This window comes from Streptomyces sp. NPDC091280, assembly GCF_044768565.1.
Lineage (GTDB): Bacteria > Actinomycetota > Actinomycetes > Streptomycetales > Streptomycetaceae > Streptomyces.
Genome location: NZ_JBIVUZ010000004.1, coordinates 464,946 through 486,428, shown reverse-complemented (window position 1 = coordinate 486,428; position 21,483 = coordinate 464,946). Strand labels below are relative to the sequence as shown.

Annotated in this window: 18 protein-coding genes; 11 read left to right on the top strand and 7 right to left on the bottom strand. The window is 70.8% G+C overall.

Going from position 1 to position 21,483, the window contains the following annotated elements:
* Window positions 1–18: 18 nt before the first annotated feature.
* Complete coding sequence (locus ACIQPR_RS15460) at window positions 19–732, bottom strand: TetR/AcrR family transcriptional regulator (RefSeq protein WP_403647563.1); 714 nt, start codon at window positions 730–732, stop codon at window positions 19–21.
* 141 nt (window positions 733–873) lie between these two features.
* Here ACIQPR_RS15460 and ACIQPR_RS15455 point away from each other — a divergent pair, with 141 nt between their 5' ends.
* Window positions 874–2,862, top strand: coding sequence for a pyruvate dehydrogenase complex E1 component subunit beta (locus tag ACIQPR_RS15455; RefSeq protein ID WP_403647560.1), 1,989 nt, complete (start codon window positions 874–876; stop codon window positions 2,860–2,862).
* A 63-nt stretch (window positions 2,863–2,925) separates the two neighbouring features.
* Here ACIQPR_RS15455 and ACIQPR_RS15450 read toward each other — a convergent pair whose 3' ends face one another.
* A complete protein-coding gene (locus ACIQPR_RS15450; protein WP_403647557.1) occupies window positions 2,926–3,972 on the bottom strand; it encodes a cyclase family protein in 1,047 nt (348 codons plus the stop codon).
* Between the two features lie 155 nt (window positions 3,973–4,127).
* Between ACIQPR_RS15450 and ACIQPR_RS15445 the strand changes: the two genes are divergently transcribed.
* Window positions 4,128–4,526 (top strand): nuclear transport factor 2 family protein, encoded by a 399-nt coding sequence (locus ACIQPR_RS15445; protein WP_403647554.1) that lies wholly within the window; start codon window positions 4,128–4,130, stop codon window positions 4,524–4,526.
* A gap of 47 nt (window positions 4,527–4,573) precedes the next feature.
* The gene (locus tag ACIQPR_RS15440; RefSeq protein ID WP_403647551.1) at window positions 4,574–4,972 is read left to right on the top strand and encodes a nuclear transport factor 2 family protein; all 399 of its coding nucleotides are present in this window, start codon (window positions 4,574–4,576) and stop codon (window positions 4,970–4,972) included.
* A gap of 60 nt (window positions 4,973–5,032) precedes the next feature.
* On the opposite strand, the gene ACIQPR_RS15435 is transcribed toward ACIQPR_RS15440, so the two are convergent.
* Window positions 5,033–6,664, bottom strand: a complete 1,632-nt coding sequence (locus ACIQPR_RS15435) for a flavin-containing monooxygenase (protein WP_403647548.1) — start codon at window positions 6,662–6,664, stop codon at window positions 5,033–5,035.
* A 227-nt stretch (window positions 6,665–6,891) separates the two neighbouring features.
* On the opposite strand from ACIQPR_RS15435, the gene ACIQPR_RS15430 reads away from it, so the two are divergent.
* From ACIQPR_RS15430 to ACIQPR_RS15405, 6 genes are read left to right on the top strand one after another with little or no spacing between them, the layout of a single operon-like run.
* Window positions 6,892–7,287, top strand: coding sequence for a carboxymuconolactone decarboxylase family protein (locus ACIQPR_RS15430; protein WP_403647545.1), 396 nt, complete (start codon window positions 6,892–6,894; stop codon window positions 7,285–7,287).
* Window positions 7,288–7,336: 49 nt separating this feature from the next.
* The gene (locus ACIQPR_RS15425; protein WP_403647543.1) at window positions 7,337–8,077 is read left to right on the top strand and encodes an SDR family NAD(P)-dependent oxidoreductase; all 741 of its coding nucleotides are present in this window, start codon (window positions 7,337–7,339) and stop codon (window positions 8,075–8,077) included.
* A 44-nt stretch (window positions 8,078–8,121) separates the two neighbouring features.
* The gene (locus tag ACIQPR_RS15420) at window positions 8,122–9,339 is read left to right on the top strand and encodes an NAD(P)/FAD-dependent oxidoreductase (protein ID WP_403647540.1); all 1,218 of its coding nucleotides are present in this window, start codon (window positions 8,122–8,124) and stop codon (window positions 9,337–9,339) included.
* 18 nt (window positions 9,340–9,357) lie between these two features.
* Window positions 9,358–9,552 carry a ferredoxin gene (locus ACIQPR_RS15415; RefSeq protein ID WP_359609514.1) on the top strand — a complete coding sequence of 65 codons (195 nt, stop codon included), beginning with the start codon at window positions 9,358–9,360 and terminating at the stop codon, window positions 9,550–9,552.
* Window positions 9,553–9,600: 48 nt separating this feature from the next.
* Entirely contained in the window at window positions 9,601–10,842 is a 1,242-nt protein-coding gene (locus tag ACIQPR_RS15410) for a cytochrome P450 (protein ID WP_403647537.1), read from the top strand.
* A 36-nt stretch (window positions 10,843–10,878) separates the two neighbouring features.
* Window positions 10,879–11,796, top strand: coding sequence for an SDR family NAD(P)-dependent oxidoreductase (locus ACIQPR_RS15405; protein WP_403647534.1), 918 nt, complete (start codon window positions 10,879–10,881; stop codon window positions 11,794–11,796).
* 85 nt (window positions 11,797–11,881) lie between these two features.
* On the opposite strand, the gene ACIQPR_RS15400 is transcribed toward ACIQPR_RS15405, so the two are convergent.
* The 4 genes from ACIQPR_RS15400 to ACIQPR_RS15385 all read right to left on the bottom strand — a co-directional run bounded on the left by ACIQPR_RS15400 (window position 11,882) and on the right by ACIQPR_RS15385 (window position 18,480).
* Window positions 11,882–12,610: a class I SAM-dependent methyltransferase gene (locus tag ACIQPR_RS15400; RefSeq protein ID WP_403647530.1), complete on the bottom strand. Its 729-nt coding sequence runs from the start codon at window positions 12,608–12,610 to the stop codon at window positions 11,882–11,884.
* Between the two features lie 162 nt (window positions 12,611–12,772).
* Window positions 12,773–15,277 carry a SpoIIE family protein phosphatase gene (locus ACIQPR_RS15395; RefSeq protein ID WP_403647527.1) on the bottom strand — a complete coding sequence of 835 codons (2,505 nt, stop codon included), beginning with the start codon at window positions 15,275–15,277 and terminating at the stop codon, window positions 12,773–12,775.
* Between the two features lie 150 nt (window positions 15,278–15,427).
* Window positions 15,428–17,869 (bottom strand): MFS transporter, encoded by a 2,442-nt coding sequence (locus ACIQPR_RS15390; protein ID WP_403647524.1) that lies wholly within the window; start codon window positions 17,867–17,869, stop codon window positions 15,428–15,430.
* Between the two features lie 167 nt (window positions 17,870–18,036).
* Window positions 18,037–18,480 carry an SRPBCC family protein gene (locus ACIQPR_RS15385; RefSeq protein ID WP_403647521.1) on the bottom strand — a complete coding sequence of 148 codons (444 nt, stop codon included), beginning with the start codon at window positions 18,478–18,480 and terminating at the stop codon, window positions 18,037–18,039.
* A 168-nt stretch (window positions 18,481–18,648) separates the two neighbouring features.
* On the opposite strand from ACIQPR_RS15385, the gene ACIQPR_RS15380 reads away from it, so the two are divergent.
* Both ACIQPR_RS15380 and ACIQPR_RS15375 read left to right on the top strand, forming a co-directional pair.
* Window positions 18,649–19,695: an Rv2578c family radical SAM protein gene (locus tag ACIQPR_RS15380; RefSeq protein ID WP_403647518.1), complete on the top strand. Its 1,047-nt coding sequence runs from the start codon at window positions 18,649–18,651 to the stop codon at window positions 19,693–19,695.
* A 159-nt stretch (window positions 19,696–19,854) separates the two neighbouring features.
* Window positions 19,855–21,435 (top strand): alpha/beta hydrolase, encoded by a 1,581-nt coding sequence (locus ACIQPR_RS15375; RefSeq protein WP_403647515.1) that lies wholly within the window; start codon window positions 19,855–19,857, stop codon window positions 21,433–21,435.
* The last annotated feature ends 48 nt before the right edge of the window (window positions 21,436–21,483 follow it).

The following is a 21,483-nucleotide window of genomic DNA, read 5'->3' as shown; positions in this document are numbered from 1 at the left end:
GGCGCACCGCGGATCCGGTCAGCTCGCGACGGACACCGCCTCCGGCTCCCACAACGCCTCGGGATCGAGGGGCAGTTCGGGCCGGGCCCGCTTGAACTCGGCGGCCAGCGCCTCGACATCGGGCAGCTCGCGGTCGGCCGCGGCGAAACCGCGGAACAGGGTGGAGCAGTACTCGCCGGACAGGAACGCGGCGTCCCAGCCGCCGTCCGGCCGCACCCACTGGTAGGTGTGGTTGTGCAGGTTGAGGAACTGGAGGGTGGCCAGGTGCGGTTCGACCGCGCGGAAGGTCCCCTCCTCGACGGCCTCGGTGAGCAGACCGGTGATCAGGTGCTCGAAGTCGGAGCGCTGCCGCAGCACGATCTCCAGTTCGTCGCCGCTGAGGCTGCGGTAGTCGTGCTCGTAGACCCAGATGTGGTCGAGCCGGCGGAAGATGATCGTCAGCAGCGACTCGGACAGCAGCCGCAGCCGCAGCAGCGGCACCTCGTCGAGGGCCGCGATCTCCTTGGCGCGGGCCAGCAGCGGGCCGAGCACCCGCGACTGGATCTCGATCAGCAGGTTCTCCTTGGAGCCGATGTAGTAGTACAGGGCACCCTTGGCGAGCCCGACCGCGCGGCCCAGGTCGTTGATGGAGGTCGCCGCGTAGCCCTGTTGCGCGAACAGGGACGCCGCGGTGTCGATGATCTTCTGGCGTCTGACTTCGAAGCCCGGCCCATGACCCGGCGGTCGTGGCATGTCTTCTCTCCCCTGGCTGTGACGACGTGCGCACTGTCCCGGGCCCGCACGGGCGCCACCCTGCGGCACGCCTGGGGGAAGCGGCCCCGGGGACGTCGCTCTAGTTTGCTAGACCAAACGGTACATTAAAGCGAGGACCGTATGACTCAGGCATCGCACCACATCGGAACCGACACGGGCACCGCGCGGACCGACCAGCTCCTGGAGATGTACCGGCGGATGCGGCGGATCCGCCGCTTCGAGCAGCGGGCCTCCGACCTCTACAAGGCCACGGAGATCCCGGGCTTCCTGCATCTGTCGATCGGCCAGGAGGCGAGCGCCGTCGGCGCCTGCTGGCCGCTCGGCCCGCGCGACGGCATCACCTCCACGCACCGCGGCCACGGCCATGTGCTGGCCAAGGGCCTGGACTCGGCGTCGATGATGGCCGAGCTGATGGGCAAGGACGCGGGCACCTGCCACGGCCGCGGCGGCTCGATGCACATCGCCGACCCCGGCCTCGGGATCTACGGCGCGAACGGCATCGTCGGCGCGGGCCTGCCGATCGCCGCCGGGGTCGCGACCGCCGCGAAGCTGCGGGCGGCCGGTGACGTGGTGGTGGCGTTCTTCGGGGACGGGGCGGTGGCCCAGGGCATGTTCCACGAGGCCGTGAACCTGGCCGCCGTATGGGATCTGCCGGTCGTCTTCCTCTGCGAGAACAACCACTACTCGGAGTTCTCCCCCGAGGCCGAGCAGCATCGCGCCCCGCTCTCCGCGCGCGCCGCCGGATACGGCATCGAGTACCAACACGTGGACGGGAACGACGTGTTGGCGGTGGCGCAGACCATGACCGGGGTGGTCGCGCGACTGCGCGCGGGCGGCGGCCCGGTCCTGCTCGAAGCCGAGACCTACCGCTGGCACGGCCACTACGAGGGCGACCCCGAGCGCTACCGGCCCGCCGAGGAGGTCGCCGCCGCCAAGGAGCGCGACCCGCTGCTGATCGCGCGCGGGCAGCTCGACACGGCGGCGGCCGACGCCGTGGACGAGGAGATCGACAAGGAGATCGAGGCGGCGATCGACTGGGCGCGGAGCCTGCCGGAGCCCGCCCCCGAGACCCTGCACGAGTACGTCTCGGCGCCGCGCGCCGCCGTCGCCGAGCCCGCGCCGCTCCCGGCCGACGCCGAGATCTTCCGGTCCATGGACGCCGTACGGCTGGCCCTGGAGCACGAACTGACCGCCGATCCGAGCGTGTTCGTGGCCGGCATCGACGTCGGCGCGGGCGGCAACGTCTTCGGGCTCACCCGGGGACTCGCCCAGGCCTTCCCCGGCCGGGTGCGGGACACCCCGATCAGCGAGAGCGCCATCGTCGGTACGGCGGTGGGGGCGGCCATGGCCGGGATGAGGCCCGTGGTCGAGATCATGTACATGGACTTCATCGGCGTCTGCCTCGACATGCTCCTCAACCAGGCCGCCAAACTCCGCTTCATGACCGGCGGCCGGGCCTCCATGCCGCTGGTCGTGCGCACCCAGTTCGGCGCCGGCCGCTCCTCGGGCAGCCAGCACTCGCAGAGCCTGGAGGCGCTGCTCGCGCACATCCCCGGCCTGACGGTCGTCATGCCCTCCAACCCCGCCGACACCTACGGCCTGTTGCGCGCCGCGATCCAGGACCCCAACCCGGTCGTCTTCGTGGAGAACCGGCTCCAGTACGGCCTCAAGGGCCCCAAGCCGCCGGCCGACCACTTCGTGCCGCTCGGGAAGGCGAAGGTGGTCCGCGAGGGCACCGACCTCACCCTGGTCTCCTGGTCGCGGATGGTCCAGGACGCCCTGGCCGCCGCCGAGTTGGTGGCCACCGAGGGCATCAGCGTCGAGGTGATCGACCTGCGTACGATCGCCCCGCTGGACCGCGACACCGTCCTCGCCTCCCTCGCCAAGACCAACCGGCTGGTCATCGCGCACGAGGCGGTACGGGACTTCGGCGTCGGCGCCGAACTCTCCGCGATGGCCGTCGACGAGGGCTTCTGGCACCTGGACGCCCCGGTCACCCGCGTGGCACCGCCGTCCGTCCCGGCGCCGTACGCCCCCTCGTTGGAGCATGTCTGGCTGCCCTCGCGGGACACGATCGCGGACACGGTGCGGCGGATCGCCGCGGTGTGAGGAGGCGCACGGGAAGGGCCCCCAGAATCTCTGGGGGCCCTTCCCGTCGTGGCGCGGCCGGTGTCAGACGGTCGCGATCGGGGTCAGCGGACTGCCCTGTGTGCCCGGCAGGTTGAGCGGGGGCGCGGTGAGCAGGAAGCGGCTGCGGCCGTGCTCGCGCAGCCAGGCCGCGAGGTCGTGCAGGTACCACAACTCGCCCAGCGGGACGCCCAGTTTGAACAGGCACAGGTGGTGGATGGGCAGCAGGGTGTGCGGGCCCTTGGCCTGGGTGACGCCCACGCCCTCGACGGCGTAGTTGTCCGAGATCAGCGCCGACATCTGGGACTCGGTGATCCAGTTCAGGATCTCCGGGTCGTCCGCGTCGAGGTAGGCGGCGGTCTGGTGGATGGCCACCGGGTCCGGGTTCTTCTCCCAGGCGAGGATCTGGGTGGCGAAGCCGGTGTGCAGCAGGACCATGTCACCGGGCTCCACGACCACGTTGTCCGCGGTCATGATGTCCTGCAACTGCTTGAAGCTGACCGGCTGGTAGCCGGTGCCGAGGTGGTGGGCGATGTCGATGAGGACACCGCGCCCCTGCACCCCGTGCTCCGCCATCTTCTCCAGGCCGAGGTTGCGCGCGAAGCTGACGCTTCCGCTGCCGTCGCCCTTGGCGTCCTCCTGCGGTCCCACGAGGTGCTCGCCGGGACGGAACCCGTTGTAGTAGACCGGCTCGGCGACGCCGTCGCCGTCCGCGTCGAACTCGGCGCCCTGGTGCGCGAGGGAGTCCCACTGGGTCGAGTACTGGAGCCAGAGGGTCACCACGTCGTCAGACCACACATCGATGAGCGAGGGGTCGATCTGCTCGCTCGCGACGACGTTGTAGAAGACGTCCTGCTTGTGGGCCAGGTCCTCGGTGGGCCTGAGGATCGGGGGGTACCGGCGCTGGTTCAGCGCGGTCCCGCCCGGATAGTCGAGCGGCAGGCTCAGGCTGAAGCTGACCCCGGCCTCGACCTCGCGCACCCCCTCCAGGACCTTTTCCTTCGTGAGCAGGTTGATACGGCCCAGTTCGTCGTCGTCGCCCCAATCGCCCCACGTCGAGCCCGGCGGACGCTGCTTCCAACGCTTCGTCATGTTCACGCCTCCTTCGGCGGCAGTCCCCGTTGACCAGCCACGAGCATGTTATTTGTGATTGTACCGATCGGTCAACGAATCCGGCGCACCCCCTCCCTTTATCTTCGACTCATCAATAGACTGAGTGGTCGAAACACCCGACCTTGGAGCGAAGAATGAGCGAATCCACACAGGCGTGGGTCGTGGCGGGCGTACGGGCCGTGCTCGGCGCGCACACCCAGGCCCAGGACGCCGGCCGCACCGACGAGATCGTCGCGCTGTACACGTCCGACGCCGTCCTGGAGATACCGGGCATGGACCCGGTCGAGGGACGCGACGCGATCCACGCGGCCTTCAAGGGATGGGAGCCGACCCAGCCGCAGCTCCACCTGGTGACGAACACCGTCGTGACCTCCACCGGCGAGGACGAGGCCCGCGCGCTGAGCGACGTGGTCTTCCTCCAGCGCGGCGAGGCGGGCTGGGCGGTCGGCGTGGTCGGGCACTACGACGACACGCTGCGCCGCCAGGACGGCGACTGGCTGCTGCACCGCAGGACGACCACGTACCAGGCGTAACCGCCTTCACCCTCAGCCCACTTGAGCCCTCGCGACCCTGGAGTGAGATGACCACCACGATCGACGCGTCCGTCACGGCGGCCGTACAGACCGCCATCGCCGCCTACGCCCAGGCCCTGGACACCGGGCGGACCGACGACATCGCCGCCCTGTACACCGCCGACGGCGTGGCCGAGATAGTCGGCATGGCCAAGTTCGAAGGACGGGAGGCGATACGGCAGGGCTTCGGCGGCTTCACGCCCCAGGCACCGCAGCTGCACCTGATCGCCAACACCGTCGTCACCTCCGCCACCGAGGACGAGGCCACCGCCACCAGCAACCTGGCCTTCTTCGCGCGCGGCGAGAACGGCTGGAGCGTGCAGATGGTCGGCCGCTACGACGACGTCCTGCGCCGCGAGAACGGCACCTGGCTGTTCAAGCAGCGGGTCACGACCTTCGCGGAGTAGCCCGCCGGGACCCGGACGCCCGTGCCGCCCACGTCCAGGGCGGCACGGGCGTCCGGGCGTTCAGGCGTCCGGGCTCTGCTCGGCCTTGGAGAAGACGAACGTCGGGAACTCGTTCTGCTTGACCTCGGCGGCGGCCTCCAGGAGCGCCCACCGGCCCGTCGGGTTCAGCAGCTGCTTGACCGGCTTGCCGGGGATGTTGCCCCCGGAGAAGTAGCTGGTCTCCAGGAAGGAGGACATCTTGCTGTTGTTCATGCTGTCCGTCCACTCGACCTCGGCGGCCTCCGTCACCTCGACGACGTCGTAGCCGTGCTCGCGGGCGTGCACGATGGCGTCGGTGACGAGTTCCACCTGGTCGCCGGCGTAGCGCGGGTTGTTGCCGGTCGCGCCGTGCGGACCGCCGGGGAAGAAGAAGTTGGGGAAGCCGGCCGCCGCGACACCGAGGTAGGTGCGCGGGCCGTCCGACCAGTACTCCTTGAGCGGCAGGCCCTGACGCCCGCGCACCCCGAGCCGGTTGAGGGCTCCGGTGCCGAAGTCGTAGCCCGTCGCCCAGATGATGAGGTCGAACTCCCGGACGCCCTCGGTGGTTTCGATGCCGTCCTCGGTGATGCGGGTGATCGGCGTGCGGTTGATGTCGACGAGGGAGACGTTCGGCTTGTTGAACGTCTCGTAGTACCCGGTGCCGAACGGAGGCCGACGGCCGCCGTAGCCATGGCCCTTGGGGATCAGCTTGTCCGCGGTCTCCGGGTCCTTGACGATGGAGCGGATCTTGTCGGCGATGAAGGCGCACCACTCCGCGTTCACGGTCTCGTTGAAGAGCATGTCCATGTAGTGCTCGCTGAGCTTGGTGAACCCCGGGCCGTTCCACTTGGTCTCGTAGAACGCCTGGCGCTCCTCGGGGCTGTCGTCGAGGCCGGACCGCATGGTGATCTGGTGGAGGAACCCGCTGGGCGAGGTGTTGAGCGTCTCGCGGATGGACTCGAAGTTGGCCTTGAGCTCGGCCTGCTCCTCGGCCGTGATCGGCGCGTTGTTGAGCGGCGTGAGCCAGTCGGCGTCCTTCTGATACACCGTCAACTGTGCTACGTCGTCGGCGATGGCGGCGATGATCTGCACACCGCTGGACCCGGTGCCGATCTGGGCGACCCGCTTGCCGGTGAGGTCGAGGGGGGTCTTCGGCCAGCGCGAGGTGTGGTGCTGCGCGCCGCGGAAGTCCTCGCGTCCGGGGATGGCGGGGATGAAGGGCACCGAGAGGTTGCCGGTCGCGGCGACGACGTAGCGGGCCCGGACCTCGGTGCCGTCGCTGCCCCGCACGGTCCAGGTCCCGGAGGGCTCGTCCCAGACGGCCTCGGTCACCTTGACGCCGGTGCGGATGTCGCGCCGCAGGTCGAAGCGGTCGACGACGTGGTTGAAGTAGCGCTCGATCTCGGGCTGGCCCGCGAACCGCTCCGACCACTCCCACTCCTCCCACAGCTCCTTGGAGAACAGGTAGCCGTAGGTGTAGCTCTCGGAGTCGAAGCGCGCCTCGGGGTAGCGGTTCCAGTACCAGGTGCCGCCCACGCCGGAGCCCGCTTCGAGGAGACGGACCGAGAAGCCTGCCTCGCGGGCGACGTACAGCTGGTAGATGCCGGTGACGCCGGCCCCGATGACGAGGACGTCGACCCGGTCCTGGTCCGCCGGCTTCGAAGATTCGCTCATTTGCCCTCCAAGGCGACTGGGGCTGCGGCTCGCACATGACCCTGGTTTGATAGTTCGACCAGTCGGTCGAATATTCAGACCGAGAGTAGATGAGGGACTTGGCCCGATCAATGGCGATGACGGAGAGAGCTTGGACCAGCCATATCCGTAACAGGCATTGATTGTACCGACCGTTTGATCTAACTTTCGTTTGGGACGAATGCAATCGCATGGACCGGGAGCCGCACATGAGCGCCGAAGACCTCAAGGAAACCACCGACCTGCGCGAAGCGGGCCTGAAGGCCCTGCGTGCCGCGCTGCCCGGAGTGGTTCCCGCCGAGGGCGACCTCGACATGCGGGACGGCAAGTTCGCCGACGATCTCGTGGAGATCGGCCTGAGCACCGTATGGGGCGCGCTGTGGGGCCGCGAGGGCCTGAGGCCGCGCGACCGCAGCCTGGTCACCGTCGCCCTGCTGATCGCGCTCGGCGCCGAGACCGAACTCAAGACCCATGTCCGGGTCGCCCTGACCAACGGGGTCACCCGGGACGAGCTGGCCGAGGTCATCTACCACTCCGCCGGTTACACCGGCTTCCCCCGGGCCGTGGCGGCCCGCACCGCGGCCCGCGAGGCCCTGGGCGAGTAACCGGGCCGCCCGACGCCCGACAACGCCCCACTAGCACGAAGGAACGCACATGTCACTGCAGGGAAAGATCGCGGTCGTCACCGGTGGCGGCCGAGGCATCGGCCAGGCGATCGCGAAGGTGCTCGCGGCCAGGGGAGCCGCGGTCGCGGTCTGGGACCTGAACAGCGAGGGCGCCGAGAAGACCGCGGCGGCCATCCAGGAGTCCGGCGGCACGGCCATCGCCGTCTCCGGCGACGCGGCCGAGGCCGGCGCGGTGGCACAGGCCGCCGCCCGCACCCGCGAGGAGCTCGGCCCGATCACGATCCTCGTCAACAACGCGGGCATCACCGCCTACGAGCCGTTCACGAGCATCTCCGAGGCCTCCTGGGACCGCATGATCGGCATCAACCTCAAGGGCCCCTTCCTGGTCACCAAGGAGATCGTGCCCGACATGGTCGCGGCCGGCTGGGGCCGGATCATCAACATCTCCTCTTCCTCCGCGCAGACCGGCGCGCCCGCGATGGCCCACTACGCGTCGTCCAAGGGCGGGGTCATCGGCCTCACCCGCGCGCTCGCGATCGAGTACATCGAGAAGGGCATCACGGTCAACCACGTGCCGCCCGGCTTCATCGACACCCCGCTGGTCCGCCAGGGCCCCGTCGACGTGGAGGCGGCAGCCGCCACCATGCCGATGAAGCGCGCCGGCCGGCCGGAGGACGTCGCCTACGCGGTGGCCTACCTCGCCTCCGAGGAAGCGTCCTACGTCACCGGCCAGACCCTCAGCACCAATGGCGGACGCCACCTCGTGTGAGCACCCGCCCAGAACATCGCAACGACGCAGCAACGGAGCCGCAGATGAGCATCGAGGACGACACCGGGGCCGTGGCCCACGTGCTGGTGGTGGGCGCCTCCGCGTCCGGGCTGACCACGGTGGAGGCCCTCCGCCGCAAGGGGTACACCGGGCGGATCACGGTGCTCGGCGCCGAACCGCACGCCCCCTACGACCGGCCCCCGCTGTCCAAGCAGATCCTCTCCGGCGCCTGGGAGCCCGGCCGCGCCGCGCTGCGCACCGAGGAGTCGCTGACCGGCCTGGACACCGAGTTCGTGTACGGCGATCCGGCGGTCGCCCTCGACCCCGCGACCCGGACCGTGCGCACCGCGTCCGGGCGCGAGCTGAGCGCCGACGCGGTCGTGATCGCCACCGGGGTACAGCCCCGAGTGCTGTCCGGGCAGGGCGGGTTGACCGGTGTGCATGTGCTGCGCACCCTCGACGACGCGCTCGCCCTGCGCGCCGATCTGCTCGCCGGGTCCCGTCTGGTGGTCGTGGGCGAGGGTGTTCTCGGCTCCGAGATCGCCGCCACCGCACGGACCTTGGGCCTGGACGTCACCCTCGCCGGCCCGCTCGCCGGACCGCTGGCCCTCCAGGTGGGCCCGCTGGTGTCGGGGCTGCTGGCGGAGCTGCACACCGAACAGGGCGTACGGCTGCGGCTCGGGAACGGTGTCTCGGGGTTCACCAGTGCCGAAGGCCGCGTCTCCGGCGTGGAGTTGAGCACCGGCGAGGTGCTGCCCGCCGATGTCGTCGTGGTCGCGATCGGGGCGAGTCCGGCGACGGAGTGGCTGGCCGACAGCGGGCTCGAACTCGACAACGGCGTGGTGTGCGACTCGCGTTGCCAGGCCGCGCCCGGGATCTACGCCGTCGGGGACGTGGCCCGCTGGCACCACGAGCAGCTCGGCCGGCTGGTCCGGCTGGAGAACCGGACGAACGCCACCGAGCAGGCCATGGCGGTCGCCGGCGCGATCCTCGGGGAGGACCGGCCCTACGAACCGGTGCCGTACTTCTGGACCGATCAGTTCGACGCCAAGCTCCAGGTGCACGGCTTCCTGCCGCACGACGCGGAAGTGGACGTCGTGGAGGGCGAGTTGACGGCCCGCCGGTTCGTCGTCCGGTACCGCAGCGGCGGCCGGGTCACCGGGATCCTCGGCTGGAACATGCCCAAGCAGGCCAGGCAGCGCCGCCAGGAGATCGTCGACTCGGCCTCCTCCCCCACCCCCGTCCCCTCCCCGGCCCACTGAACGATCAGGAGAGTTGTCATGAAAGTTGTCGTCGAAGAGGACAAGTGCGTCGCCGCCGGGCAGTGCGTGGCCGCCGCCATGGACGTGTTCGACCAGCGTGACGAGGACGGCATCGTCGTCCTGCTGGACGAGAACCCGCCGGCCGAACTGGCCGACGACGTACGGAACGCGGCAGCCGTCTGCCCCGCGCTGGCGATCCGCATCGAGGAATGACCTTCGGCCGCACCGTCCCCACCCCCACCCTCATCTGGAGGAACGACCATGTCCGAGGCCGAGACCGAACTCGCCGCCCCTGACGCGGAGTTGTTCGACTACCCGGGCGCCCGGGACCGCACCTGCCCGTTCGCCCCGCCGGCCGGACTGCGCGCCCTGAACGGGACGGCGCCGGTGTCCCGGGGCCGGATCTGGGACGGCAGCACGCCGTGGCTGGTGACCGGGCACACCGCGCAGCGCGCGATCCTGTCCGACCCGAGGGTCAGCTCGAACGACAAGCAGGCCGGGTTCCCGCACCCCAACCAGGCCATGGCGGAGAACTCCCCGCACCACCCGCTGACCATCTTCAACGCCGACGGCGCCGACCACACCCGGATCCGCCGCATGATGACGGCGCCGTTTACGCGCAACCGGATGGAGAAGCTGCGTCCGGAGATCCAGCGGTTCACCGACGAGCTGATCGACCGGATGCTCGCGGGCCCGAACCCGGCCGACCTCAACACCGCGCTGTCGCTGCCGCTGCCCTCGCTGATGATCTGCGCGCTGCTCGGAGTGCCGTACGAGGACCACGAGTTCTTCCAGGAGCACGCCTCGCTGGCCACCCGCAGCGACAAGACCGCCGAGCAGGACCGGGCGGCCAACCAGGCGCTCGGCGGCTATCTGGCCGGGCTGCTCCAGAAGCGCATGGAGGAGCCGGGCGACGACGTCATCTCGGACTTCGCCGGACGGATCAAGGCGGGCGAGGTCACCCTGCCCGAGGCCGTCATGCTCTGCATGATCCTGCTCATCGCCGGTCACGAGACCAGCGCCAGCATGATCACCCTGGGCACCGCCCTGCTCCTGCGGAACCCGGAGCAACTCGCCCTGCTGCGCGAGACGGACGACCCCAAGGTCGTCGCGGGCGCGGTCGAGGAGATCCTGCGGTACCTGACGATCCCGGCCCTCGGCCAGCGGCGGATCGCCGCCGAGGACATCGAGATCGAGGGCGTCACCATCAAGGCCGGCGAGGGCATCGTCGTCGCGCTGCCCGCCGGCAACTGGGACCCGGCGGCCTTCCCCGAGCCGGAGAAGTTCGACATCACCCGCGAGGCCCGGCACCACCACGCCTTCGCCTGGGGCATCCACCAGTGCCTCGGCCAGCAGCTCGCCCGCATCGAACTCCAGGTCGTCTACGGCACGTTGTACCGCCGCGTCCCGACGCTGCGGCTCGCGGTCGGCTTCGACGAGCTGAGGTTCCGCCGGGACGACGCGCTCGCCTTCGGTCTTCACGAGCTGCCGGTCACCTGGTAGCGACACGCTTTCACCCGCACACAACTGGAGTCACCCATGAGCGAGTTCGGCTTCGAAGGACGCGTCGCCGTCGTCACCGGCGCGGGCCGCGGCCTGGGCCGCGCCTACGCCCGCCTGCTGGCGGAGCGCGGCGCGAAGGTCGTCGTCAACGACCTGGGCGGGTCGATGGAGGGCGAGGGCTCGGACGCCGGACCCGCGCAGAAGGTCGTCGACGGGATCGTCGCCGCGGGCGGTGAGGCGGTGGCCGACACCCACGACGTCTCCACCCCCGCGGGCGGCGAGGCGATCGTCGGCACCGCGATCGAGAGCTTCGGCCGGATCGACATCCTCGTCAACAACGCCGGGATCATCCGCTACGCGGGCCTGCCGGACATCGAACTCGACAACCTGGAACGGCACTTGGCCGTCCACCTGCTCGGTTCCTTCAACACCATGCGGGCCGCCTGGCCGCACTTCGTCGAGCAGTCCTACGGCCGGGTCGTCCTGACCACCTCCAGCGGCATGTTCGGCATGGACAACAACCTGTCCTACGCCGCCGCGAAGGCGGGCACGGTCGGGATGGCGCGCAGCGCGAAGCTCGCGGGCGAGCCGCACAACATCAAGGTCAACCTGATCGCGCCGGCCGCGATGACCCGGATGGGCGGCGGCCCCGAGGAGGAGCCCACCGAGACCGTGGAGGGCATGCCGTACATGCCGTCGTCGGCGGTGGCGCCGATGGTGGCCTACCTCGCGCACGAGAGCGTCCCGGTCAGCGGGGAGATCTACACGGCCGGCGCGGGCCGCTTCGCGCGGCTCTTCCTGGCCTCGACGGAGGGATACGCGCACGAGGGCGGCGACGCCTCCGTCGAGGACGTCGCGAAGAACTGGGACACGATCAACGACGAGAAGGGGTACTACGTGCCCGCGGACCTGATGGCGTGGTCCGGGTCGTTCCTCAAGCACCAGTTCGGCTAGGACGGACGGGGGGAGGCGGTGAGCCGCCCCGCTTCCCCCTGTCGCTGCCGCCCTGCCGCCGCTCCCCCTCGCCTTCCCTGTCGCCTCAGGTGGACGCGCGTCCCGCGATCTGCCAGTTCGACGGCAGTTCGATGCGGGCGCCGTCGGCCCGGAACTCGGTGGTGATCAGCGGCAGTTGGCCGCCGGCGAGGATGGTGAGGCCCGCCGCGCGCAGGAGTTCGGGCACCTCGTCGTCGGGTACCTCGCCGGGGGCGATGCCGTGGCGGAGGATCGGGGCGAGCTTGGCGGGCGGCCCTTCCGGGTCCCGGGCCAGGGCGCCGATGACGGGGCGGGCGGCCTCGGCGAGTTCGACGAGGAAGACATGGCCGCGCTCCCCGACGAGCGTGGCGATCCCGTCCACCAGCGACTGCCGGTCGTCGGGGTCGACCTGGTGCAGCACACCCCGCATGTAGACGTTGGCGTCGCCGAGTTCGGCGTGCAGCGTCTCGACCTCGGTCTTGTCGCTGGCGTCCAGCAGCCGGTAGGTCGCCTGCCCCGCCGGGTCGGCGCGCCGGGCGTGCTCGACGGCCGCGGCGGACAGGTCGGCGCCGACGACATGGGTGAACCGGTCGGCGAGGAACCGGGTCTGCGTGCCGTTGCCGCACCCGAGGTCGATCATCTGCAGGCCGGGGTCGCGCAACTTCGGTTCGAACAGGGCGAGATGGAGTCCGACCGTCTGTGTCGGCGACGCGTCCCAGAAGACGGCCCCCTGTTCCTCGGGCGCCTCGCGCCAGAAGCCCTCCCAGGCCTCCCGGTACCGACTGGTCACACTCATGCCCAACTCCCCAGGATGCGAGGCCGTTCCGCCATAAGTGACGGGCCAGTACGGTTTATCGCGCCCCGGTCCCGCTCACAAGCGCACGGCGCATTCCTTCACCGCTCATTCGACACGTGTACGCCGATGTGCGCCCCGTGCGCCCCCACGGTCACCTGCGCGTCAGCGGCGGGGCAGGGTGAGTTCGAACCAGACGGTCTTGCCCGCGGTCGTACGGCTGGCGCCCCATTCGCGGGCGAGGACGCCGACCACGTGCAGGCCGCGGCCGTACTCGTCGTCGGGGCCGGCACCGAGCAGGGTCGGCAGGGTGGGGTCGTCGTCGTCCACCTCGCACAGCAGGGTGTCGCCGCGCACCAGGCGCAGGGCGATGCGGCGGCCGTGCGAGTGCCGTACCGCGTTGGTGACCAGTTCGTCGGCCAACAGGGCGGCGGTGTCGGCGAGTCGGGCCAGGCCCCATTCGTGGAGCTGCTCGACGACCACCGCGCGGGCCCGGCCGACCTCGGCCGGGTCGAGGGCGAGCCGCCATTCGGCGACGTCGTCCGGCTCGATGCCGTTCAGGCGGGCCATCAGCAGGGCGACGTCGTCCTTGCGGCCGCCGCGGGTGTTGAGGGAGCGGATGATGGTGTCGCAGGCGTCGTCCATGGACGCGGCCGGATGCGCGGCCGACTCGCTCAGCGTCGCCAGGCCCACGCCGATGTCCTCGCCGCGCACCTCGACCAGACCGTCCGTGCACATCACCAGCCGGTCGCCGGGCTCCACGCGCACCCGGACCGCCTCGAAGGGCACCCCGCCGACGCCGATGGGCGCGCCCGTGGGCAGGTCGAGCAGTTCACTGCGGCCGTCCCGGGCCCGCACGATCACCGGCGGGATGTGGCCCGCGTTGCCGAGGTGGAGTTCGCCGGCGATCGGGTCGTAGACGACGTACAGACAGGTCGCGAGATAGGTGTCGCCGAGGCGCTGGGCCAAGTCGTCGAGGTTGCGCAGGAGTTGGGCGGGCGGGAGGTCCATGGCGGCCATGGTCTGCACGGCGGTGCGCAACTGGCCCATCATTGCAGCCGAGTTGAGGCCGTGGCCCATGACGTCGCCGACGACGAGCGCGGTGCGGGCGCCGGGCAGTTTCACCGAGTCGAACCAGTCGCCGCCGACCCGGCCGAGCAGGGTGCCGGGCAGATAGCGGGTGGCGATGTCGCAGCCCGCCATGCGCGCCGGGATGTGCGGCAGCATGCTGTCCTGGAGGGTCTCGGCGACGCTCTCCTGGTAGGTGTACATGCGCGCGTTGTCGAGCACGAGGCCCGCGCGGGCGGCGAGTTCGGCGCCGGTGGCGCGGTCCATGTCGTTGAACTCGACGCGCTCGGGGTGGCGCAGCAGGATCATGAAGCCGAGGACCACGTTGCGGGCCTTGAGCGGGACGACCAGCATGGAGCGGCCGGTGATCAGCGGCCGGATGTCGCGCTTCTCGAACTGCGAGGCGATCATGTGCCCCATCTGCTCGCTGATGCGCGGCACGAGCACGGGGTCGCCGGTGGTCATGCACTGGAAGAACGGCGTGTGCGCGGGGAACGGCATGGCCTCGCCGACCGGTACGACGTCGTCCCAGCGGCCGGGTTCGTCGGTGTGCTCCAGCGCGACCCGGTGCCACATGGTGGTGGTGTCCGGCACACCGTCCGGGAACCCCTCGCCGGCGACGACCTGTTCCCGCAGATAGGTGCCGGCGACATCGGTGAAGCGGGGCACGACGGCCCGGCTGACTTCGAGGATGGTGGTGGCGAGGTCGAGCGAGGTGCCGATGCGTCCGCTGACCTCGTTGAGGAACTCCAACCGCTCGCGTACGGCGACGTATTCGAGGTCCTCGCGCTCGTCCTCGGCGGTCTCCTCGGGCAGCGGGAGTCCCTCGGCGACGGCGAGGGCGGCGCGTTCGCGGCGGGCCTTGCGCTCGGCGCGGCGGGCGACGCCCCAGTCGGGGGTCACCGGCACCCGCTCGTTCTGGCTGAACTCCAGCACGGGATAGCCCAGTTCGAGGACCTGGGCGACGATGCGGGCGCTTTCGTCGACGCTCATGCTGGGCAGGATCTCGGGGAGCCTGCGGGCGAGTTCCTCGGCGCCGGAGAAGTCGGTGTGGTGGGCGAACCCGGGTGCTATGCGCTCGAAGGCGCCGTCCGCCGCCGGGACCTCCGGGCGCAGCCCGTCCGCGTCGGCGGCGAGCACGAGCAGCCGCTCCTGACCGGGGCCGACCAGCGGGTACGCCCACCACAGGACGTCCACCCGGTCGCTTCCCGGGCCGTCGTCCGGGGATGTCCCCGTCCCGCTCCGGCCGGGCACGGTGAGGCGGGCGCGTCCGGCGGCCGGGTAGGACAGCTCTCCGTCGAGCGAGGACTCCAGGTCGGGGCCGAGGCCGTCGTAGGACGCGAACGCGCCGTGGGGGCTGGGTTCCTCGTCGTCGGGCAGGGCGCCGGAGACGGGGAGCAGGTCGACCGCCGTCTGGCCGATGGCCTCTTCCTTGCTGGTGCCGAACAGCCTTCGGGCGCCGCGGCTCCAGTGCGAGACGAGTCCGTGGCGGTCCACGAGGATCACGGCCAGCGGGATACGACCCGCGGCGGTGTGCTCGGTCACCACGTCGTCCCCGGCCCCGCGGCCGGGAGGCGCCTCCCGCTCGGTGCCATGATCCATGGCCCAGGACCTCTCTCCCCACGGCTCCGCAAGATCTGTGCCGCCGCTCACCACGCTACGGGGGCGGCCGGTGGCGATGTGCGGCATTCCTGGAATTGGTTCCACCCAATCCGCACCGGCGTGCGCCGCAGCGCCTCCTGGGGCGGGGGGTCAGTCCTCGTGCCCGAGTTGCAGATCGCGTTCGGTGCGTCCGCCGCCCGCCACTTGGAGCACGGTGGCCACGGGCGGGTACCCGGCGGCGATCACCGTGTACTCGCCGGAGGACAGGTCGACGAAGCGGAAGGTGCCGTCGGGACCGGTGGTGAGGGTGTCGACGACGTTGCCCGCCGCGTCGAGGAGGGTCACGCGCGCGTCCTCGACGGGCCGCCCGCCGCTCGCCCTGACGGTGCCGCGCAGCACGGCGCCGCCGGCGAGTTCGATGTCCTGCCGGGTCTCGCGGGAGGCCTGCACGCTGACGGGGAGCGCGGCCGGCCGGAACGCGGGCGCGCTGGCCGCGAGCGTGTACTCGCCGGCCACCAACTCGCTGATCACATAGGCGCCTTCGCGCCCGCTGCGGGTGCTGGCGACGACCTCGCCGTGCACATTGGTGAGCGTCACGGCGGCCTCCCGCACCGGGGTGCCGTCCGCGGTCAGCACGCTCCCGGCGAGGCGTCCGGCGCCGCCGAGGACGACGTCGAGTTCGACGGGCCGCTCCCCCACCGTCACGGACACCGCCTGCGGCTGGTGCCCGCCGGCCGCCGCGATCAGGACGTACGCCCCGGAGCCGGGCGTCGACAGCGCGTACCGCCCGTCCGTGCCGCTGGCGCCGCGCCCGATCTGCTGCCCGGAGACGTCGATGAGGGTGAGGGCGGCCCGGGGCACGACGGTTCCGTCGGGGTGCTGCACGGTTCCGCAGACCGGGATCCCGGCCGTGTACGACGAGCGGAGCGGGACGGGGCCGCCACCGGCCGACGGGCGGGGAAGGGCGGGCCGGGTCGGGGGGTCGAGGGGCGCGGCCTCGGTCGTCTCGGCGGGGGCGTTGTGGGACGCGGCGCTGTTCAACAGGGGGGTCTCCTTGAGGAAGAAGGCGATGAGCAGGCCGAGGGCGAGCACCGGCACCAGGTAGAGGAAGATCCGGGGCATGGCGTCGGCGTAGGCCCGGATGTAGCCGTCGCGCAGCGCCGGGGGCAGCGTGTGGACGAGCTGCGGGGTGATGGACTCGGGGTCGGGGAGGCGGGCGCCCGCGCGCGCGGGGAGGCGGTCGCGCAGCGCGTCGGTGAGCCGGTCGGCGAAGAGCGTGCCGAAGATCGCGGCGCCGACGCTGCCGCCGATCTGCCGGAAGTAGTTGTTGGCGCTGGTGGCGGTGCCGAGGTCGGCGGGCCGTACGGAGTTCTGCACGGCGAGCACGAGGACGGGCATCACCATGCCGATACCGGCGCCCAGGACGGCCATCCAGAGGCTGTACTGGAGCCGGGGCGTGTCGACCTGGAGCCGGGACAGCAGCCACATGCCGAGCGCGGCCAGCGCGCTGCCGAGGATCGGGTAGACCTTGTACCGGCCGGTGTGGCTGATGAGTTGGCCCGAGACGATGGACGCGCCGACGATGCCGCCCATCATGGGGAGCATCAGCAGCCCGGACTCGGTGGCGCTCGCGCCGTCGACCATCTGGAGGAAGGTCGGCAGATAGCTGGCGGCCCCGAACAGCGCGACCCCGATCACCAGGCCCACCAGGGCGGTGACGTTGAAGACGGGGTCCCTGAACAGCCGTAGTGGGATGAGGGGTTCGGGCGCGAAGTGCTCGGCGACGAGGAAGAGGAGCGCGGCGGCGACGGCTCCCGCGCCGAGTCCGAGGATGACGCGCGAGCCCCAGGCGTACTCGGTCCCGCCCCAACTGGTCAGCAGCACAAGGCATGTCGAGGTGACGGCGAGCAGCAGCGCGCCGAGGACGTCGAGGCGCGCCTTGGTGGCAGGCTTCGGCAGCTTCAGTACGACGGTCACGACGGCGAACGTGACCACGCCGAAGGGCACGTTGACGTAGAAGCACCACCGCCAGGAGAGGTGGTCGGTGAAGTAGCCGCCGAGCAACGGGCCCGCGACGGAGGCGAGTCCGAAGGTGGCGCCGATCAGTCCCATGAAACGGCCGCGCTGCCGGGGCGGCACGATGTCCGCGATGATCGCCTGGACGCCGATCATGAGTCCGCCGGCGCCGATGCCCTGCACCGCGCGGAACGCGATGAGTTGGTCCATGGACCGGGCGCGGCCCGCGAGCGCGGAGCCGATCACGAAGACGCCGATCGCGAACTGGAACACGCTCTTGCGGCCGAGGAGGTCGCCGAGTTTGCCGTAGACCGGGAGGCCGACCGTGGAGGTGAGGAGATAGGCGGTGATCGCCCAGGACATCTTGTCCAGGCCGTGCAGTTCGCCGACGATCTTCGGGAGCGCGGTGGCGACGATCATCTGGTCGAGCGCGGCCAGGAGCAGCGCGAGCATCAGGCCGAGGAAGACCAACCGCACGCGGCGCGGGCTGAGTTCGGGATGTCCGACGGCCGCGGGGTCCGGGGTGTCCGCAGGGGTCGAGGGCCGTTCGTCCTGCACCAGAGTCGTCCCGCCCACGTACCGCTCCCCCTCGTCGCGCCTGCCGCACAATTCCCGCTTTAGGCGACAACTGCGAGCAAGCGTGACGAGTTACGGCGTACGCCCGGCTCGGACGGAGATCCACCCGAACCGGTGAGGGACGCGGTCAGGGCGTCAACACGCCCTGAACGCTTGGCCCTTGGGGTCTACTTCTCGACCTCGGTGGCGAGCCTGTCGAGGACCAGGTCGTAGATGCGGCCGAGGCCCTTGGGGGCGAAGGTGCGCTCGAAGAAGCCGCCGATGCCGCCGGCGCCGTTCCAGGTGCTGGTCACCACGACGCGGGACTTGCCCTCGCCGTCCGGGGTGACCCGCCAGGTGGTGACCATGGTGGAGTTGCGGTCCTTCTCGACCAGTTCGCCGTCGGTCGGCTCGCTGACCTCCAGGAGGCAGTCGCGCACGCGCTTGCTGGTGGCCTGGAGCTTCCAGTGGACGAGGGTGCCCTCGCCGTCGCCGCCCTCGCGCACCTCGTACTCGCTGAACTGCTCGGGCAGCAGCTTCGCCCGCGTGCCGGTGTAGTCGGCGAGGGCGTCGAACACCTTCTCCGCGTCGGCTGCGACGACCCGCTCGGTGGTGGCCTCGACCTGCGCCATTTCGTTCCTCCAGGACTTGCGTTCTCGGGGTCGGGGCAAGCCAACCACCCCCGCGCTCGGTCCCCCAAATCGGGGTGCCCCAGGGCGTCCGGAGCGACAGGGAATGACACTTGCACAGTAATTCGAACAAGTGTTTCACTCTGGGGGCAGGACTACCGAGGAGGCGTCATGCGCTGGGAAAACCTCACAGTGGAGTCCGACGGCCACAGCCGGACGGCCGACGTCGCGCTGTTCGGCGCGGACGCGGTGACCACCCGTACCTTCGACACGCCCGAGTTCCGCGGGATCACCTTCCACGAGGTGCGGGCCCGCTCGATCATCAACCGGGTGCCGGGCGCCTCCCGCATGCCCTTCGAGTGGACGGTCAACCCCTACCGGGGCTGCTCCCACGCGTGCGTGTACTGCTTCGCCCGCAAGACCCACACCTATCTGGACCTCGACACCGGCCTCGACTTCGACTCGCAGATCGTGGTCAAGGTGAACGCGCCGGACCTGCTGCGCCGCCAGCTCGGCTCACGGCGCTGGACGGGCGAGCACATCGCGATGGGCACGAACGTCGACTGCTACCAGCGCGCGGAGGGCCGCTACCGGCTGATGCCGGGCATCCTCGGCGCCCTGCGCGACCACGCGAACCCCTTCTCGATCCTGACGAAGGGCACGCTGATCCTGCGCGACCTGGACCTCCTGGTGCAGGCCTCCGAGGTCACCGACGTCGGCGTCTCGGTCTCGGTCGGCTTCACCGACCCGGCGCTGTGGCGCACCGTGGAGCCCGGCACGCCCTCCCCGGAGCGGCGCCTGGACGCCGTACGGACCCTGACCGGGCACGGCATCGACGTCGGCGTCCTGATGGCCCCGGTGATCCCCTTCCTGAGCGACCACCCGGACCGGCTGCGGGCCACCGTGCGGGCGATAGCCGCCTCCGGGGCCACCTCGGTGACGCCCCTGGTGCTGCATCTGCGGCCCGGCGCGCGCGAGTGGTTCATGGCCTGGCTCGGGCACCACCACCCGCATCTGGTGCGCCGTTACGAGCGGCTGTACGCGGAGGGCTCGTACGCCCCGAAGTGGTACCAGCGCCGGATCACCCGTCAGGTCCACGACCTGGCGCAGGAGTACGGCATCGGTCCCGCGCGCGCGGGGATGCCCCGCCGGATCCCCGAACCGGCCGACCCCCGCGAGGCGCCGGTGACCGAACCGACGCAGCTCTCGCTGATCTGAGCGCGTTCCGTACCGGCCCGGGAGCGTTCGAGGGCATCCGGCGGCCCAATTGGGTCAAGTATCGGCTGAACAGGTTCTTCCGCCCCGCCTTTTCGGGACTATGCGGCGAGGGCCGACCGCGAGACCCGCGGTCCGCTGCCTCTGCGTCCTGGAGGACACATGAGAAAACGCGCAGCCGTACTGTGCGGTGCCGCCGTCGTCGTGGCCGGTACGGTCACCGCTCTGCCCGCGGACGCGAGTACCGCGCGTCCCACGGCCGCCGTCCAGCCGGCGAAGCCCACCTGGAAGGGCTGTGCCACCACCGACTACCCGACGCTCCAGTGCGCGAGCGTGCAGGTGCCGCTCGACCACGCGAACCCGCGCGGGAAGCAGATCACGCTCGCCCTGTCCCGGGTCCCGCACACCGCGAAGACCTACCAGGGGCCCCTGTTGGTCAACCCCGGCGGCCCCGGCGGCAGCGGACTGACCCTCGCGGGCTTCGTGGCCTCCTCGCTGCCCAAGGCGGTGGCCTCGCAGTACGACGTCATCGGCTTCGACCCGCGCGGTGTCGGCAAGAGCACCCCCGCCCTCGACTGCGAGCCCGGCCACTTCGACCCGGTGCGCCCCGACTCGGTACCGAGCACCCCCGCGCTGGAGCAGGCCAACCTCACGCGCGCGAAGTCCTTCGCGGCGGCCTGCGGCAAGAAGTACGCGAGCCTCCTCCCGTACATCGACACCATCAGCGCCGTACGGGACATGGACTCGATCCGGGCGGCCCTCGGCGCGAAGAAGATCAACTACTTCGGCTACTCCTACGGCACGTACCTGGGCGCCGTGTACGCGAAGCTCTACCCGGAGCGCGTCCGCCGCCTGGTCCTGGACTCCATCGTCGACCCCACGGGCGTCTGGTACGACGACAACCTCGGCCAGGACTACGCCTTCAACGACCGCCAGCAGGCGCTCATGGCGTGGATCGCGAAGTACGACTCCACGTACAAGCTCGGCACCGACCCGGCCAGGATCGAGGCCAAGTGGTACGCGATGCGGAAGGCACTCGCCAAGAAGCCGGCCGGCGGTAAGGTCGGCGCCTCCGAGCTGGAGGACACCTTCATCCCCGGCGGGTACTACAACGGCTACTGGCCCTACCTCGCCGAGGCGTTCGCGGCCTACGTCAACGACAAGAACGCCGAACCGCTGGTCGAGGCGTACGACAACTTCGCGGCGATCGACGCCTCCGGGGACAACGGGTACAGCGTCTACACCTCGGTGCAGTGCCGTGACGCGTCCTGGCCCCGCGACTGGAACCGGTGGCGCAAGGACAACTGGGCGGCCTACGAGAAGGCGCCGTTCATGGTCTGGAACAACGCCTGGTACAACGCGCCGTGCGCGTTCTGGCCGACGCGCTCCGAGCAGCCGATCAACATCGCGAACGGCAAACTGCCGCCGGTGCTGCTCTTCCAGGCGACCAACGACGCGGCGACCCCCTACGAGGGCGGCGCGACGGTCCACCAACTCCTGGCCGACTCCAGCTTCGTGGTCGAGGAGGGCGGCGGCAACCACGGCATCACGCTGAGCGGGAACGCCTGCCTGGACAAGTACCTCGCCACGTACCTGACCGACGGCAAGGTGCCGCGCGGCAACGGCGAGATCGACGCGGTGTGCCGGAAGACACCCGACCCGAAACCGCTGACCACGGCGAAGTCGGCGACGACGACGGCCCACGGCTCGACACTGCACGGCCTGCTGGGCTATCGCGGCTGAGCCCCGCATAGACGCTCCCACGGGAGCCGGGACGCTCCCACGGGGGCG